This is a genomic window from Streptomyces sp. T028 (assembly GCF_048159505.1).
Taxonomy (GTDB): domain Bacteria; phylum Actinomycetota; class Actinomycetes; order Streptomycetales; family Streptomycetaceae; genus Streptomyces.
Genome location: NZ_JBLRVZ010000015.1, coordinates 118007 through 133982 on the forward strand (window position 1 = coordinate 118007; position 15976 = coordinate 133982).

16 protein-coding genes are annotated in these 15976 nt (G+C 70.6%); 10 read left to right on the top strand and 6 right to left on the bottom strand.

The genetic code is table 11. The features are described from left to right. Positions 1 to 357: 357 nt before the first annotated feature. Both ACLZN2_RS16415 and ACLZN2_RS16420 read left to right on the top strand, forming a co-directional pair. A complete protein-coding gene (locus ACLZN2_RS16415; protein WP_416979196.1) occupies positions 358 to 1035 on the top strand; it encodes a response regulator transcription factor in 678 nt (225 codons plus the stop codon). 176 nt (positions 1036 to 1211) lie between these two features. After that, complete coding sequence (locus tag ACLZN2_RS16420) at positions 1212 to 2486, top strand: ATP-binding protein (RefSeq protein WP_416979197.1); 1275 nt, start codon at positions 1212 to 1214, stop codon at positions 2484 to 2486. Positions 2487 to 2540: 54 nt separating this feature from the next. Here the strand turns inward: ACLZN2_RS16420 and ACLZN2_RS16425 are convergent, their stop codons facing one another. Beyond that, positions 2541 to 3080, bottom strand: a complete 540-nt coding sequence (locus ACLZN2_RS16425) for a GtrA family protein (RefSeq protein WP_416979198.1) — start codon at positions 3078 to 3080, stop codon at positions 2541 to 2543. A 221-nt stretch (positions 3081 to 3301) separates the two neighbouring features. On the opposite strand from ACLZN2_RS16425, the gene ACLZN2_RS16430 reads away from it, so the two are divergent. Genes ACLZN2_RS16430 through ACLZN2_RS16440 form a run of 3 tightly spaced genes read left to right on the top strand, consistent with a single transcriptional unit; the run spans position 3302 to position 6158 of the window. Further along, on the top strand, positions 3302 to 4441 hold the full coding sequence (locus ACLZN2_RS16430) for a 5-(carboxyamino)imidazole ribonucleotide synthase (RefSeq protein WP_416979199.1): 1140 nt from the start codon (positions 3302 to 3304) through the stop codon (positions 4439 to 4441). Continuing rightward, on the top strand, positions 4438 to 4962 hold the full coding sequence (gene purE, locus ACLZN2_RS16435) for a 5-(carboxyamino)imidazole ribonucleotide mutase (protein ID WP_416979200.1): 525 nt from the start codon (positions 4438 to 4440) through the stop codon (positions 4960 to 4962). Before ACLZN2_RS16430 ends, purE begins: the two co-directional genes overlap by 4 nt. A gap of 5 nt (positions 4963 to 4967) precedes the next feature. Beyond that, positions 4968 to 6158 (top strand): dipeptidase, encoded by a 1191-nt coding sequence (locus ACLZN2_RS16440; protein ID WP_416979241.1) that lies wholly within the window; start codon positions 4968 to 4970, stop codon positions 6156 to 6158. 66 nt (positions 6159 to 6224) lie between these two features. Here the strand turns inward: ACLZN2_RS16440 and ACLZN2_RS16445 are convergent, their stop codons facing one another. Together ACLZN2_RS16445 and ACLZN2_RS16450 are read right to left on the bottom strand one after the other, a co-directional pair. Beyond that, complete coding sequence (locus tag ACLZN2_RS16445; RefSeq protein ID WP_416979201.1) at positions 6225 to 6623, bottom strand: VOC family protein; 399 nt, start codon at positions 6621 to 6623, stop codon at positions 6225 to 6227. Positions 6624 to 6815: 192 nt separating this feature from the next. Then, positions 6816 to 8159: a UDP-glucose dehydrogenase family protein gene (locus tag ACLZN2_RS16450; RefSeq protein WP_416979202.1), complete on the bottom strand. Its 1344-nt coding sequence runs from the start codon at positions 8157 to 8159 to the stop codon at positions 6816 to 6818. 210 nt (positions 8160 to 8369) lie between these two features. Between ACLZN2_RS16450 and ACLZN2_RS16455 the strand changes: the two genes are divergently transcribed. Both ACLZN2_RS16455 and ACLZN2_RS16460 read left to right on the top strand, forming a co-directional pair. Further along, a complete protein-coding gene (locus tag ACLZN2_RS16455; RefSeq protein ID WP_416979203.1) occupies positions 8370 to 9527 on the top strand; it encodes an acyl-CoA dehydrogenase in 1158 nt (385 codons plus the stop codon). A gap of 147 nt (positions 9528 to 9674) precedes the next feature. Continuing rightward, a complete protein-coding gene (locus ACLZN2_RS16460; protein ID WP_416979204.1) occupies positions 9675 to 10118 on the top strand; it encodes an SRPBCC family protein in 444 nt (147 codons plus the stop codon). Here ACLZN2_RS16460 and ACLZN2_RS16465 read toward each other — a convergent pair whose 3' ends face one another. Beyond that, the gene (locus ACLZN2_RS16465) at positions 10119 to 10676 is read right to left on the bottom strand and encodes an acyl-CoA thioesterase (RefSeq protein ID WP_416979205.1); all 558 of its coding nucleotides are present in this window, start codon (positions 10674 to 10676) and stop codon (positions 10119 to 10121) included. It lies immediately after the preceding gene. A gap of 120 nt (positions 10677 to 10796) precedes the next feature. Here ACLZN2_RS16465 and ACLZN2_RS16470 point away from each other — a divergent pair, with 120 nt between their 5' ends. Together ACLZN2_RS16470 and ACLZN2_RS16475 are read left to right on the top strand one after the other, a co-directional pair. After that, positions 10797 to 12086 carry an LCP family protein gene (locus tag ACLZN2_RS16470; protein ID WP_416979206.1) on the top strand — a complete coding sequence of 430 codons (1290 nt, stop codon included), beginning with the start codon at positions 10797 to 10799 and terminating at the stop codon, positions 12084 to 12086. Beyond that, positions 12079 to 12723, top strand: a complete 645-nt coding sequence (locus ACLZN2_RS16475; RefSeq protein WP_416979207.1) for an HAD family hydrolase — start codon at positions 12079 to 12081, stop codon at positions 12721 to 12723. The genes ACLZN2_RS16470 and ACLZN2_RS16475 overlap by 8 nt, the downstream gene beginning before the upstream one ends. Positions 12724 to 12778: 55 nt before the next feature. Here ACLZN2_RS16475 and ACLZN2_RS16480 read toward each other — a convergent pair whose 3' ends face one another. Both ACLZN2_RS16480 and ACLZN2_RS16485 read right to left on the bottom strand, forming a co-directional pair. After that, a complete protein-coding gene (locus ACLZN2_RS16480; protein ID WP_416979208.1) occupies positions 12779 to 13144 on the bottom strand; it encodes a four-helix bundle copper-binding protein in 366 nt (121 codons plus the stop codon). Between the two features lie 122 nt (positions 13145 to 13266). Continuing rightward, complete coding sequence (locus tag ACLZN2_RS16485; RefSeq protein ID WP_416979209.1) at positions 13267 to 14745, bottom strand: LCP family protein; 1479 nt, start codon at positions 14743 to 14745, stop codon at positions 13267 to 13269. Positions 14746 to 14922: 177 nt separating this feature from the next. Between ACLZN2_RS16485 and ACLZN2_RS16490 the strand changes: the two genes are divergently transcribed. Further along, entirely contained in the window at positions 14923 to 15957 is a 1035-nt protein-coding gene (locus ACLZN2_RS16490) for a glycosyltransferase family 2 protein (protein WP_416979210.1), read from the top strand. The last annotated feature ends 19 nt before the right edge of the window (positions 15958 to 15976 follow it).

Genomic DNA, 15976 nt, shown 5'->3' on the forward strand with positions numbered 1-15976 from the left:
GAGGCCCGGCCAGAGGTCATTCCTTTCAAGGCCGGAGGGAGCGTGCCCCGCACCGGCCCGCACACAAAAGAGACCTTCGGCGTCAGGTGCGCCAAAGGTCGCCACGGTGCTACAGGCGTTGTTTCACCATACGTCAGGAGAGTGTCGGAAATGAATGGGTTTGAGGTGCAGATCACAGGTGATCAAGGAACCGCGGCAGGGTTTCGAAGGTGTGCACTATCTTGCCACCCGTCGACCGTAGGTACGTACCAAGATTCCCTCCGGCGTGGCGGGCCGATTGTCCGGCATGTCCCTGGGTAAGAAACCGCACCGCCGATCACACTTCGGGCCGTGCCCCCCGCGGTCTACCATCAGCTCATGACCCGTGTACTGCTCGCCGAGGACGACGCGTCCATCTCGGAGCCGCTGGCCCGCGCACTGCGCCGGGAAGGGTACGAGGTCGAGGTGCGTGAGGACGGACCGGCCGCACTCGACGCCGGGATGCAGGGCGGCGTCGACCTGGTCGTGCTGGACCTCGGCCTGCCCGGCATGGACGGCCTCGAGGTCGCCCGCCGACTGCGCTCCGAGGGACACGCCGTGCCGATCCTCATCCTGACCGCGCGCGCCGACGAGGTGGACACCGTCGTCGGTCTCGACGCGGGCGCGGACGACTACGTCACCAAGCCCTTCCGGCTCGCCGAACTCCTCGCCCGCGTACGGGCCCTGCTGCGGCGCGGTGCCGCCGAGCCCGCGCAGCCGCCCGCCACCCACGGGGTGCGCATCGACGTCGAGTCGCACCGCGCCTGGATGGGCGACGAGGAACTGCAGCTGACGGCGAAGGAGTTCGACCTGCTGCGGGTCCTCGTGCGCGACGCGGGGCGGGTCGTCACCCGCGACCAGCTGATGCGCGAGGTCTGGGACACCACGTGGTGGTCGTCCACCAAGACCCTCGACATGCACATCTCCTGGCTGCGCAAGAAGCTCGGCGACGACGCGGCGAACCCCCGCTACATCGCCACCGTGCGCGGGGTGGGCTTCCGGTTCGAGAAGAGCTAGGAGGCCTCGGGCCGCGTGGTCGGGTGCGGACTGACCGTGGCTGGTCGCTCCCCCCACTCTCGGCTTCGCTCGAGCGGGGGGACCCCCATCGCGGCGGAGCCGCATGATGCCAGGGCCCCGCGCCCCTGAGGTGGGTGCATGCACCGGCCTCGAGAAGTCACTGTCCGGAGGGCCCTGTGCGTCGCCGTCTCATCCAGTCCACCCTCGCCGTCGTGCTCGTGGTGATCGCCGTGTTCGGCGTCTCCCTCGTGATCGTCGAGAGCCGCACGATCAGCAACAGCGCCCAGGAGCGGGTGGACTCCGAGGCGGTGCGGCTGGTCGGCATCGTGGACAGCCGGCTGCTCAGCTCCGAGGACGTCACCTCGGAGATCCTGCGCGACCAGGTCACGCAGGACCGCTATGCCGTGATCACCATCCCCGGGCGGGAGACGATCGAGGTCGGCACCAAGCCCGGCGGTGAGGTCATCCACGCCGAGGAGCGGGGGGAGAGCGGCGAGACCGTCCGGGTCGAGGAGCCCCGCTCCACGATCACCCGCGAGGTCGGCCGCACCCTGCTGATCATCGGCCTGGTGGCGCTGCTCGCGGTCGTCGCGGCGGTCCTGCTGGCCATCCGCCAGGCGAACAAACTGGCCTCCCCCCTCACCGACCTCGCGGAGACCGCCGAACGCCTCGGCTCGGGCGACCCCCGCCCCCGCCACAAGCGGTACGGCGTCCCCGAACTGGACCGGGTCGCCGATGTCCTGGACTCCTCCGCGGAACGTATCGCCCGCATGCTCACCGCCGAGCGCCGCCTCGCCGCCGACGCCTCCCACCAGCTCCGCACCCCCCTCACGGCGCTCTCGATGCGCCTGGAGGAGATCACCCTCACCGACGACCCCGACACGGTGAAGGAGGAGGCGACGATCGCCCTGGCCCAGGTGGAACGCCTCACGGACGTCGTGCAACGCCTCCTGACCAACGCCCGCGACCCGCGCACCGGCTCCGCCGTCTCCTTCGACCTCGACGAGGTCATCCAGCAGCAGCTCGCCGAGTGGCGCCCCGCCTACCGCAGCGCGGGCCGCGCCATCGTCAGCTCCGGCAAGCGCCACCTGCGGCCGGTGGGCACCCCGGGCGCGGTCGCCCAGGTCCTCGCCGCCCTGATCGAGAACTCCCTCATGCACGGCGGCGGCACGGTCGCCCTGCGCACCCGCGTCACCGGCAACCAGGCGGTCATCGAGGTCACCGACGAGGGCCCCGGCGTCCCCGCCGACCTCGGCGCCCGTATCTTCGAACGTACGATCAGCGGCCGCAACTCCACGGGCATCGGCCTCGCGGTCGCCCGGGACCTCGCCGAGGCGGACGGCGGCCGTCTGGAGATGCTCCAGGCCCAGCCCCCGGTCTTCGGCCTCTTCCTCTCCCGCACGGCCCCCCAGAAGAGGACCCAGCACGACGAGGAACCGATGGTGAGGTAGATCCCGGAGAGGTGGGACCCGGACAGGGAAGACCCGAAGAAGCAGGACCCGGCGTCAGCCGACCCGCTGCCCGGCCTTCGCCTTGCGTGCCGTCTGTTCCCCGATCAGGGACTCCTCCGCCACCGTCAGAAAGGACTCGGCGCCGGCCACGGCCTCCTTCGCGGGCAGGGCGCGGAACACCCACGTCCGGTACGACCAGAACCGGAACAGGGTCGCGACCCCGATGCCGAGGAACTTGAACACGTTGCTCTGCAGCGGACTGTCCCACCCGAACCCGTACGTCGCCGCGAACAGCAACCCGTTCTCGATGACCAGTCCGACCGCGCTGAACAGCAGGAACAGCGTCAGTTCCCGCGTACGCCCGCTCTTGTCGCGGTCACGGTAGGTGAAGTACCGGAACCCGATGTAGTTGAAGACGATCGACACGACGGTCGCGATGACACTGGCCCGCACCACCGGCAGATCCGTGAGATGCCGTACGAGGTTGAACACGCCGAGGTTGACCAGCAGCCCCGCACCGCCCACAGCCCCGAATCTGACCAGCTCACGGGCTACGCGCCGCAGCCGTGCTTGCCCCGAGGAACCATGCGCCATGGTCGAAAAGGCCCCCGTCCGGGTCTCGGTTGCGTCAACCCAGCCATGCTAACCACCACTCTTGTCGGTTTCCTGTGCTGCGCCCCACGGGTCGGGAACGGGTCGGGAAGAAGGCGGTGAACGGCCGGTGTGAGCCGGGGAAAAGACCGGTGAGAACCCAGGATCCCCGCCCCGGTGGGCGCGGCATCCGGCCAGGTCGGCGTGGCCGATACCCTGGGGGCGTGACGTTCCCGGTAGTCGGCATGGTCGGCGGAGGCCAGCTCGCTCGTATGACACACGAGGCGGGCATTCCGCTGGGCATCAGGTTCAAGCTCCTCAGTGACACCCCCCAGGACTCGGCGGCGCAGGTCGTGAGCGATGTCGTCATCGGCGACTACCGCGATCTCGACACGCTGCGTGACTTCGCGCGCGGGTGCGATGTGATCACCTTCGATCACGAACACGTTCCCACCGAGCACCTCAGGGCGCTGGAGGCGGACGGCATCCCCGTCCGCCCCGGCCCGGACGCGCTGGTGCACGCCCAGGACAAGGGCGTGATGCGCGCGAAACTCGACGAGATCGGCGTGCCCTGCCCCCGGCACCGGATCGTGACCGACCAGCAGGACGTGGTCCGGTTCGCGGCCGAGGGCAAGGGCTTCCCCGTCGTCCTCAAAACGGTCCGCGGCGGCTACGACGGCAAGGGCGTGTGGGTCGTCGAGACCGCCGAGGAGGCCGCCGACCCGTTCCGCGCCGGCGTCCCCGTCCTCGCCGAGGAGAAGGTCGACTACGTCCGCGAGCTCGCCGCCAACGTCGTCCGCTCCCCGCACGGCCAGGCCGTCGCCTACCCCGTCGTCGAGTCCCGGCAGGTGGACGGCGTCTGCGACACGGTCATCGCGCCCGCCCCCGACCTGGACCGCGTCCTCGCTCTCCAGGCGGAGGAGATGGCCCTGCGCATCGCCAAGGAACTGGACGTGGTCGGCCACCTCGCCGTCGAGCTGTTCCAGACCCGCGACGGCCGCATCCTCGTCAACGAGCTCGCGATGCGCCCCCACAACTCGGGCCACTGGACCCAGGACGGCGCGATCACCTCCCAGTTCGCCAACCACGTCCGCGCCGTCCTCGACCTCCCCCTCGGCGACCCGCGCCCGCGCGCGACCTGGACGGTCATGGCCAACGTCCTCGGCGGCGACTTCCCGGACATGTACTCGGCCTACCTGCACTGCATGGCCCGCGACCCCCAGCTCAAGATCCACATGTACGGCAAGGACGTGAAGCCCGGACGCAAGGTCGGCCACGTCAACACCTACGGCGACGACCTCGACGACGTGCTGGAGCGCGCCCGTCACGCAGCCGGCTACCTGAGAGGCACGATCACCGAATGAGCCCCGTTGTTGGCATCGTCATGGGTTCGGACAGCGACTGGCCCGTCATGGAGGCCGCCGCCCAGGCCCTCGACGAGTTCGAGATCGACTACGAGGTCGACGTCGTCTCCGCGCACCGCATGCCCCGCGAGATGATCGCCTACGGCGAGCAGGCGGCCGACCGCGGCCTGAAGGTGATCATCGCGGGCGCCGGCGGCGCCGCCCACCTGCCCGGCATGCTCGCCTCCGTGACCCCGCTCCCGGTGATCGGCGTGCCCGTCCCGCTGAAGTACCTCGACGGCATGGACAGCCTGATGTCCATCGTGCAGATGCCGGCCGGCGTCCCCGTCGCCACGGTCTCCGTCGCCGGCGCCCGCAACGCGGGCCTCCTCGCCGCCCGGATCCTCGCCACCCACGACGAGGACCTCCTCGCCCGGATGCGCGACTTCCAGCAGGAGCTGAACGACCAGGCCACCGAGAAGGGCAAGCGGCTGCGCGCCAAGGTCGAGGGCTCGGGCAACGGCTTCGGCTTCGGGAAGTGACGGCCTTGAACTCGGCTCCGACCTCCGTCGAGGCAGCCCGGGAACTCCTCGCCGAGTTCCCCGTCGTCGACGGCCACAACGACCTGCCCTGGGCGCTGCGCGCACAGGTCCGCTACGACCTCGACGCCCGCGACATCGCCGTCTCCCAAGCCGCCCACCTGCACACCGACATCCCACGGCTGCGCGAGGGCGGGGTCGGCGCCCAGTTCTGGTCGGTGTTCGTCCGCGCGGACCTGCCGGACGCGGTTCCGGCCACCCTGGAGCAGATCGACTGCGTACGGCAGCTGCTGGCCCGGTACCCGGCGGACCTGGCGCCCGCCCTCACCGCCGACGACATGGAGCGGGCGCGCCAGGACGGCCGTATCGCCTCCCTCATCGGAGCCGAGGGCGGCCACTCCATCGCCAACTCCCTGGGCACCCTGCGTGGCATGTACGCGCTCGGCGTGCGCTACATGACCCTCACCCACAACGACAACGTGGACTGGGCGGACTCCGCGACCGACGAGCCGAAGGCGGGCGGCCTCACCGCGTTCGGCCGCGAGGTGGTGCGCGAGATGAACCGGATCGGCATGCTCGTCGACCTCTCGCACGTGGCGGCGACCACGATGCGTGACGCTCTCGAAACCACGGCCGCCCCGGTGATCTTCTCGCACTCCTCCGCACGCGCGGTCTGCGACCACCCCCGCAACATCCCGGACGACGTCCTCGAACGCCTCCCCGCCAACGGCGGCGTCGCGATGGTGACGTTCGTGCCCAAGTTCGTGCTCCAGGCGGCGGTCGACTGGACGGCCGAGGCGGACGACAACATGCGGGCCCATGGCTTCCACCCGCTGGAAACCACCCCGGAGGCGATGAAGGTCCACCGCGCCTTCGAGGAGACGAACCCCCGCCCGGTCCCCACCGCCGCGACCGTGGCCGACCACCTCGACCACATGCGCGAGGTCGCCGGCATCGACCACCTGGGCATCGGCGGCGACTACGACGGCACGGCCTTCACCCCCGACGGCCTCAGCGACGTCTCCGGCTACCCCAACCTCATCGCGGAACTCCTCGACCGCAGCTGGTCCAAGACCGACATCGCCAAGCTGACCTGGCAGAACGCGGTGCGCGTACTGGGCGCGGCGGAGGACGTCTCCCGCGATCTGCGCACCCGGCAGGCGCCGTCCAACGCGACGATCGAGTCCCTCGACGCCTGAGAGCCCGCCCACCGGGGACAGGCTCTCAGCCCGTCCCCGGTGGGCGGGCCGTACGCCACGAACGCCCTACGGGTGTTCGATCCGGCACAGGCAGAACGGATGCCCAGCCGGATCCGCGTACACCTGGAAGTCCTTCTTCTCCCGGTCCTCCAGGTCCAGCGGCCGTGCCCCCAGCGCCAGCACCCGCTCATGGGCCGCGTCGACCTCCGCCCAGGTGGCACCGGCGTCGAGGTCGAGGTGGAACTGCTGGGGATTGCGGTCGGGGCGCGGCCACTCGGGCGGGGTGTACCCCTCGACCTCCTGGAACGCGAGCCGGGGGCCGCCGGGGACCTGGAGGACGAACCAGTCCTCCTCGCCCTCCTCGAACCAGGGGGTGCCGCCCAGGACGCCCGCGTAGAACTCGGCGAGGGCGCGCGGGTCGGGACAGTCCAGCACGACGGAACGGAAACGCACGACGGATGCCATGGGGGACACGTGCCCGCACGGCCGCCGCCCGTAACTCGCAGGAGATCGACAACTCACAGGAGATCGACAGGCAGACGTACAGGGAGTTCGCACCGCATACGGCACTCGCGTACGGCAGAATGCACGCAGACGCCGGTTCGGCCGACTGAGCCTCGGCCGAACCGGCGTCACCCTGCGCTCAGGCAGGCACGCTCACGCCGTGGGACGGCCCATCGCCCGGTACGTCCAGCCCGCCTTCCGCCACACCGCCGGGTCCAGGGCGTTGCGCCCGTCGAGGATCAGCCGGACCGCCGCGACCTCCCCGAGCGCCGCCGCGTCCAGCTCCCGGAACTCACGCCACTCCGTCAGATGGAGTACGACGTCGGCGCCCCGTACGGCCTCCAGGGCCGAGTCGGCGTATCCGAGCGTCGGGAAGACCCTGCGCGCGTTCTCCATGCCCTTGGGGTCGTAGACGGTCACCTGGCCGCCCTGGAGGTGGATCTGCCCGGCGACGTTGAGCGCGGGCGAGTCCCGGACGTCGTCCGAGTCGGGCTTGAAGGTGGCGCCGAGCACGGCGACCCGGCGGCCCAGGAAGGAGCCGCCGCCGAGGGCGTCCCGGGCCAGCTCCACCATCTGCCCGCGCTGGCGCATGTTGATCGAGTCGATCTCCCGCAGGAACGTCAGTGCCTGGTCGGCGCCGAGCTCACCGGCGCGCGCCATGAAGGCACGGATGTCCTTGGGCAGACAGCCGCCGCCGAAGCCGATCCCGGCCCGCAGGAACTTCTTGCCGATGCGGTCGTCGTACCCGATGGCCTCCGCCAGCTTGGCGACATCGCCGCCGGCGGCCTCGCACACCTCCGCCATCGCGTTGATGAAGGAGATCTTCGTCGCGAGGAACGAGTTCGCGGAGGTCTTCACCAGCTCGGCGGTCGGGAAGTCGGTGACGACGAACGGCGACCCCTCCTTGACCGGCGTCGCGTACACCCGCCGCAGCAGCTTCTCGGCCCGCTCGCTGCGCACACCGACGACGATCCGGTCGGGGTGCAGGGTGTCCTCGACGGCGAAGCCCTCGCGCAGGAACTCCGGGTTCCAGGCCAGTTCGGCGTCCGCGCCGACGGGCGCCAGCTCGGCGATCGTCCGGGCGAGCCGCTCGGCGGAGCCGACGGGCACCGTCGACTTGCCGACGACGAGGGCGGGCCGGGCCAGATGCGGGGCGAGCGAGCCGATCGCGGACTCGACGTACGACATGTCGCAGGCGTACTCGCCGTGCTTCTGCGGGGTGTTCACGCACACGAAGTGCACATCGCCGAAGGCGCCCACCTCGGCCCAGTCCATGGTGAAGCGCAGCCGCCCGGTGGAGCCCTCGATCCCGGCCACGTGCCGGCGCAGCAGTTCCTCCAGCCCCGGCTCGTACATCGGGGTCTCGCCGCGCTCCAGCTTCTCGATCTTCTCCTTGACCACGTCCAGGGCGAGCACCTCGAAGCCCAGCTCGGCCATGGCGGCGGCATGGGTGGCCCCGAGATAGCCGGTGCCGATCACGGTGATCTTGAGGCTCATGGATGCTCCAGGAGAGTAAGCAGGGGTGCGCGCGCCCGAGCATATCCGGGCGGGCCAGGGCGGGTCGGAGCCCCTCACCGGGCGCTTTCCCCCAAGGCTTCCTTCTGTTGTCCAGCTCACGTGTCAGACGCGCGGTCAGGCCTCTAAAATTTGAGTTACTTAACGGTAATTAGCGTCGGTAACGCTAGCGTCTTTGGAGCGTGAGCAACCTTGGCCGGATCGGCTGACTTCGACCTGTACCGCCCGTCCGAGGAGCACGACATGCTCCGGGACGCCATCCGCGCACTGGCCGAGGCGAAGATCGCGCCGTACGCCGCAGCGGTGGACGAGGAGGCCCGGTTCCCGCAGGAGGCGCTGGACGCGCTGGTCGCGAGCGATCTGCACGCGGTGCACGTACCCGAGTCGTACGGCGGCGCGGGCGCCGACGCCCTGGCGACCGTGATCGTCATCGAGGAGGTGGCCCGCGCCTGCGTGTCGTCCTCCCTCATCCCGGCGGTGAACAAGCTCGGCTCGCTCCCCGTCATCCTCTCGGGCTCCGAGGACCTGAAGAAGAAGTACCTGACGCCGCTCGCCAAGGGCGACGCGATGTTCTCGTACTGCCTCTCCGAGCCGGACGCGGGCTCCGACGCGGCCGGCATGAAGACCAAGGCGGTCCGCGACGGCGACCACTGGATCCTCAACGGTGTGAAGCGCTGGATCACCAACGCCGGCGTCAGCGAGTACTACACCGTCATGGCGGTCACCGACCCCACCAAGCGCTCCAAGGGCATCTCGGCCTTCGTCGTCGAGAAGTCCGACCCGGGTGTCTCCTTCGGTGCCCCGGAGAAGAAGCTCGGCATCAAGGGCTCCCCGACCCGCGAGGTCTACTTCGACAACGTCCGCATCCCCGCCGACCGCATGATCGGCGAGGAGGGCACCGGCTTCGCGACGGCGATGGCGACCCTCGACCACACCCGCATCACCATCGCGGCCCAGGCCCTCGGTGTCGCGCAGGGCGCCTTCGACTACGCCAAGGGCTATGTCCAGGAGCGCAAGCAGTTCGGCAAGCCGATCGCCGACTTCCAGGGCATCCAGTTCATGCTCGCCGACATGGCCATGAAGATCGAGGCCGCCCGCCAGCTGACGTACGCGGCCGCCGCCAAGTCCGAGCGCGGCGACAGCGACCTCACCTTCCAGGGCGCCGCCGCCAAGTGCTTCGCCTCGGACGTGGCGATGGAGGTCACCACGGACGCCGTCCAGCTCCTCGGCGGCTACGGCTACACCCGCGACTACCCGGTCGAGCGCATGATGCGCGACGCGAAGATCACCCAGATTTATGAGGGCACGAATCAAGTCCAGCGCATCGTGATGGCCCGCAACCTGCCGTAGGCCCCGCCCGCGAACGGCCACGGCCCCCGGCGACGTGCCGGGGGCCGTGGCCGTCGTCTCCCGGGCCCGGCGGCGATCCGGGCCTCCCGCCGCGGCTTACGATGGCGGAGGGGTCCGTCTCGACGGCTTCGGCCGAGGAGGTTCCCGATGACGCGGGACGAGGGGCTCGAACTGCGGATGCGCCGGGTGTTCCCCGTGCCGCGGGAGGCCGTGTTCCGGGCCCTGACCGACCCGGAGGAACTCGCCCGGTGGTGGGGCCCCGACGGATTCTCCATTCCGGGGGCGGAGAGCGACCTGCGGCCGGGAGGCGGGTACCGGATCGTCATGCGGCCACCGCAAGGGGAGCCGTTCGACGTGGTGGGGGAGTTCCTGGAGGTCGTCCCTCCGGAGCGGCTGTCCTACACCTTCCGGTGGGAGGACCCCGATCCCGAGGACCGGGAGACGGTGGTGACGCTCTCGCTCCGGGACCTCGGCGGCACGGCGGCCGAACTCCTCCTCACCCAGACCGGTTTCGCGACCGAGCGACGCCGGGCGCTGCACGACGAGGGCTGGACCCAGAGCCTCGACAAGCTGGAGAACCTGATCTCCTAGTCAGTCCTCGTACCCCTCGGCCACCCGTCGTTCCCGCAGTTCGCGGATCGCGCGGCGGCGGGCCAGCCGGTGCGTGCGGCGGATCTGGGCCTCCTGGTAACGGCGGCGGTCGCGGTCGGTCTCCGGGAGGACCGGCGGGACCACGCGCGGCTTGCCGTCGGCGTCCACCGCGGCGAAGACCAGATAGGCCGAGCCGACCTGGGTGGGCGGCGCCGACTCGTTCCAGCGTTCGGCCAGGACCCGGACGCCGACCTCCATCGAGGTCCGGCCGGTCCAGTTCACCTGCGCCTTGACATGGACGAGGTCGCCCACGCGGACCGGCTCCAGGAACGCCATCTCGTCCATGGACGCGGTGACGGCGGGCCCGCCGGAGTGCCGGCCGGCCACGGCGCCCGCCGCGTCGTCGACGAGCTTCATGATGACCCCGCCGTGCACCGTCCCCAGGAGGTTGGTGTCGTTGTGGGTCATGATGTGGCTGAGGGTGGTGCGGGACGCGGACGTGGGCTTGCCCGGGATGTCCGGGAGGTCCGAGTCCACTGCGGTGACCTGGTCTGTCATGACCTCCACCTTATGCCGAGGGGGACAAGCCGGGATTTTGTGTCAGCTTGGCAACAGCGGAGCGCTGATTTTCCGACACCCCTTGTAAGGGACACAGCCGCAGCCTGCACACTGTTCGGCATGAACGATTGGCCCGAGGGATGGTCCGGCAACGACCGAGGCTCCCGCTACGGAAACGGCAGCGCGAACGCGCAGCCCGAGAGCCCGCGTGTCATGCGGCAGGTCCGGCGCGACCCCGCCGCCCCGCCGCACGGCGCCGGTGTCCCGCAGCAGCCGTCGTACGTCAGCGGCCAGGGACACGGCGACTACACCAACGCCCAGCAGTCCGGCTACGACAGCGGCTACAGCTCGGGCCAGGTCTACGGCTCCCCGGGCGGCCCCGGCGGGCCGGGCGGGCCGCAGGGCGCGTACCCGCAGGGCTCCCGCCCCACGCCGGACTGGCGCCGCCGGATCAAGTGGACCGCGATCACCGTCGCGGTCGTCGTGGTCGTGACCTCGGTCTCCACCTACTTCTGGGCCGACTCCAAGCTGCGCCGCGAGGTCGACCTCTCCAAGGTCATCGACCGGCCCTCCGAGGGCGACGGCACCAACTACCTCATCGTCGGCTCCGACAGCCGTGAGGGCCTGTCCGCCGAGGACAAGAAGGAGCTCCACACCGGCTCCGCCGAGGGCAAGCGCACCGACTCGATGATGATCCTGCACGTCGGGTCCAATGGCGACACGCTGATCTCGCTGCCCCGCGACTCGGACGTGGAGATCCCGACGTACGTCGGCTCCGAGTCCGGCAAGACCTTCAAGGGCAGCGGCCGGCACACCAAGCTGAACGCCGCCTACGCCGAGGACGGCCCGACGCTGCTCGTGCGGACCGTCGAGTACAACACCGGCCTGCACATCGACCACTACGTCGAGATCGGCTTCGCCGGCTTCGCGAACATCGTGGACTCGGTCGGCGGCGTCGAGATCACCATCGACAAGGCCTTCAAGGACAAGTACTCCGGCGCCGACTTCAAGGCCGGCAAGCAGACCCTGAACGGCGAGGAGGCGCTCGCCTTCGTCCGTACCCGGTACGCGCTCGCGGGCTCCGACCTGGACCGTACGAAGAACCAGCAGAAGTTCCTCGCCGCCCTCGCCAACCAGGTGGCCACCCCGGGCACGCTCCTGAACCCGTTCAAGCTCTACCCGACCATGGGTGCGGGCCTGGACTCCCTGATCGTCGACAAGGACATGGGGCTGTACGACCTGGCGTCCATGTTCTTCGCCATGAAGGGCGTCAACGGCGGCGACGGCGTGTCGATGAACATGCCGATCTCCGGCTCCTCCGGCGGCAACCTCGTCTGGGACAAGACGAAGGTGAAGCAGTTGGTGAACCAACTGAACAACGACGAGAAGGTCACGGTGACCAGTGACTGACCAGGGTGGGGACAGACCGGCGTCCGGCCGGCCCTTCGACGCCGTGCTGTGCGACGTCGACAACGTGATACGCCACTTCGACTCCGCCCATCTGGAGGCGCTGGAACGCGCCGCCGGGCTGGCGGAGGGCACCACCAAGAAGGTGGCGTTCTCCCCGGAGGTCGACGGCCCGCTGCTGCTCGGCCGGATCACCGAGCAGGAGTGGGTGGCCGCCATCGCCGAGGGCCTGGCCGGTCTGGTCGAGGACGAGGAGACCGCCTGGTCGCTCGGCACCGCGCTCCTCGAATCGCCCTTCCACGCCGACGACGAGGTGGTCGCCCTGCTGCGCCGGGCCCGCACCCGGGTGCCGCTGGTCCTCGTCAGCAACGCCACCACCGGCCTGGAGGCCGACCTCGCCGCGATGGGCCTGACCGACCTCGCCGACGACGTCGTCAGCAGCGCCCGCGTCGGCCTCGTCAAGCCCGATCCGCGGATCCTGGAACTCGGGGCGTCACGGGCCGGCGTACGGCCCGAGCGGTGTCTGTTCGTGGACGACACCGCGGAGAACGTGGAAGCGGCCGCCGCGCTCGGCATGCGGGCCGTCCACTACCGCGAACCGGCCGACCTGGAGCGGGAACTGGCACCGCTGTTCGGCTGAGCGCACCGCACGACCAGGGGCACCCCACGGGGTGCCCCTGACCGCGTCCGGCACCTCACATACGGGCGCCCGCCATCGTGCGACACGACTCGGCACAGCGGCGACACGCCTGCGCACAGCGCATCATCTGCGGATCGTCCGGCATGGACATACACGCCTCGGCGCACATGTCACAGGCCTTGGCGCACATCGCGCACATCTCCGCCGACATGGGCGAACGCCGCATCATCATGTCGGCGCACATCCGGGTCATCTCGGAGCAGTCCATCAGCGCCCGCATGATCTGCATCTGGGCCTGGCCGCCCATCTGCATGCAGGAGCTCATGGTCTCCTCGCAGACGGTGTGGCAGGACATGCACGCCTGGACGCAGTCCTGCATCTCCTTGCTCATCGCCGTCATGGCCGACTGCTGCTGGGTCATGGCTCCTCCTGGAGGCCTGAGGGGCCCGGGGCGGGCCCCGTGCACTACCGTCCTACGCCCCCACCGCCCCGACCGCCATCCGAGTACGCCCCTGGGACTGTTCCAACGCCCCAGGGACTGTTCTAAGCGCACCCGACCTCGTTCCCGCGTACGACCTCCGACTCGGGCGCCACCGGCTCCGGCGCCGTCGGCTCCGGCCCCCGTACCTTTCGTACGTCACGGAAGTCCGTGCCCGCCACGACCTTCAGGGTGGGGCCGAGGCCCGGTGCGGCGCGGAGTTCGCTGCCGGGGAGGGCGGCGGCCAGGGAGCGGGCCGAGCGGTCCCAGCGGGGGTCGTGGACGACGACCGTGCGCCGTACGTCACGGGTGGGGGAGTCGACCGGGCGGTGGGTGGTGCGGAAGCCCGCCGTGGCCAGGGCGGCGTCCACGCGCCCGCCGAGGCCTCTGGTCGCCGTGCCGTTCTCGACCTGGACCAGGATCCGCTCCGGCGCCACCTCCACCCGGGGGGCCTGCGCGCTCGGGCTCGGCTTCGGCCGCGGCGGGGCGGAGGCCAGGGGCTTGTCGTCGCGCAGCGCCCGGAAGACCCGCTCCGACTTCACCGGGTCCCACTTCAGCGTCGAGCCGATGCCCGGCACCACGAAGCCGAGGCGGCCGATCGGCACCGTCGTGAACTCGGAGGAGGCGGGGGAGAAGGTGCGCATCGCCCGCCCCAGATCGAGGAGTTCGTCCGTGCCGAAGCCGCGGTCCGCCCGCACCGACCCCAGCACCGCCCGGGTCACGTCCCGGAACCTCAGCGGGTTCAGCAGGATCCCCGAGGACGTCGCCCGGTCCACCATCGAGGCCAGGAACCGCTGCTGACGCCTCATCCGGCCGAGGTCGGAGGAGGCGTCGGCGTGCCGGGCACGGACGTACTGCAGCGCCGCCCCGCCCCTCAGCGTGTGCTCGCCCGGCGGGAGATCGAGACCGGTGTACGTGTCCCGCAGCCGGCGCGTGGTGCAGATCTTCACCCCGTCCAGCACGTCCACGGTCTTCATGAAGCTGGTGAAGTCGACCTCCAGATAGTGGTCGATCTTCACATGGGTCATGTTCTCCACCGTGCGCACGGTCAGCTGCGGACCGCCCTCCGCGTACGCCGCGTTCAGCCTCAGCGGATGCCCCCGGTGCTCCCGCCCGCTGACCTGGTCGGTGTGCGGGGGCGTCTCGGCGTACGAGTCACGCGGCAGGCTCACCACGCTCGCCCGCTCCCGGTCCTCCGAGATGTGCACGATCATGATCGTGTCGGTGCAGTGGCAGGGTGCCCCGCCGAGCCGGAACCGCCGCCGCTCGGCCTCCGTGACCTTGTCCCGGCCGTCGGTACCGACCAGCAGCACGTTCATGCCGTGCCCGGCCCGCGGCCGGTTCTTCATGTCCTTGAAGGGGTCGACCCGGACGATCTCCGCGTCGAGGCCGGCGACCAGGGCGTGCCCGATCCCGGCGGAGGCGAGGACGACGACCGAGAGCGTGGTCGCCGCCCGCATGGCCCAGCGCGGACGCCCGCGCCGTACCCGGTGCAGCGGGGGGCGCGGCGGACGGCGCCGGGGCCGGGGCGGTGTGGTGGGCATGCGGGACACCTCCGGGCGACGCCGAGGGGCGATGGAGACGGGCGGGGAGAGGGGAGAGGGCGGGTGAGAGGGGTGGGGGAAGCCGTGAGTACCGTAGGCCCGTACGATCTGCCGCCCGGTGCAGCGCACCCGGCGGCGCGCACCGGTGTCCCCCGTTCGCGGTAACGTGAGCGTCCTATGAACGCCAAGCCCGACGTGCAGCTCCCCGCCGTGTCCGTCATCATGCCCGTCCTCGACGAGGAGCGGCATCTGCGCGGAGCCGTCCAAGCGATCCTCGCGCAGGAGTACGCCGGCGAGATGGAGGTCGTGATCGCCCTCGGTCCGTCCAAGGACCGTACGGACGAGATCGCCGCCGAGCTCGTGGCAGAACACCCGCGCGTGCACACCGTCCCGAACCCCACCGGCCGTACGCCCGCCGCCCTCAACGCCGCGATCAAGGCCTCCCGCCATCCGATCGTGGTCCGCGTCGACGGGCACGGCATGCTCTCCCCGAACTACATCGCCACCGCCGTACGGCTCCTTCAGGAGACCGGTGCGCAGAACGTCGGCGGCATCATGCACGCCGAGGGCGAGAACGACTGGGAGCACGCGGTCGCCGCCGCCATGACCTCGAAGATCGGCGTCGGCAACGCGGCCTTCCACACCGGCGGCCAGGCCGGTCCCGCCGAGACGGTCTACCTCGGCGTGTTCCGCCGCGAGGCCCTCGAACAGCAGGGCGGTTACAACGAGGAGTTCATCCGCGCCCAGGACTGGGAGCTGAACTTCCGCATCCGCGAGGCCGGTGGGCTGATCTGGTTCTCGCCGGAGCTCAGGGTGTCGTACCGCCCGCGGCCCTCGGTGAAGGCGCTCGCCAAGCAGTACAAGGACTACGGCCGTTGGCGGCACGTCGTCGCCCGCTACCACGAGGGCTCCATCAACCTGCGCTACCTCGCCCCGCCCACCGCGGTGTGCGCGATAGCCGCCGGTCTGGTCGTGGGCGCCGCGCTCACCCCGCTCGGGTTCCTGATCCCCGGCGGCTATCTCGCGGCGATCGCCGCCGGGTCGCTGCCGGCCGGCAAAGGGCTGCCGCTGAAGGCGCGGCTGCAGATCCCCGTCGCCCTCGCCACCATGCACATGTCGTGGGGCTTCGGCTTCCTCACCAGCCCGAAGTCGCTGGCGAGGAAGGTCATCGCCTCGCGCCGCCCGGCGGTCCTCAGCAGCTCGTCGAGCTGAGCACCGCCACAGCAGCCTC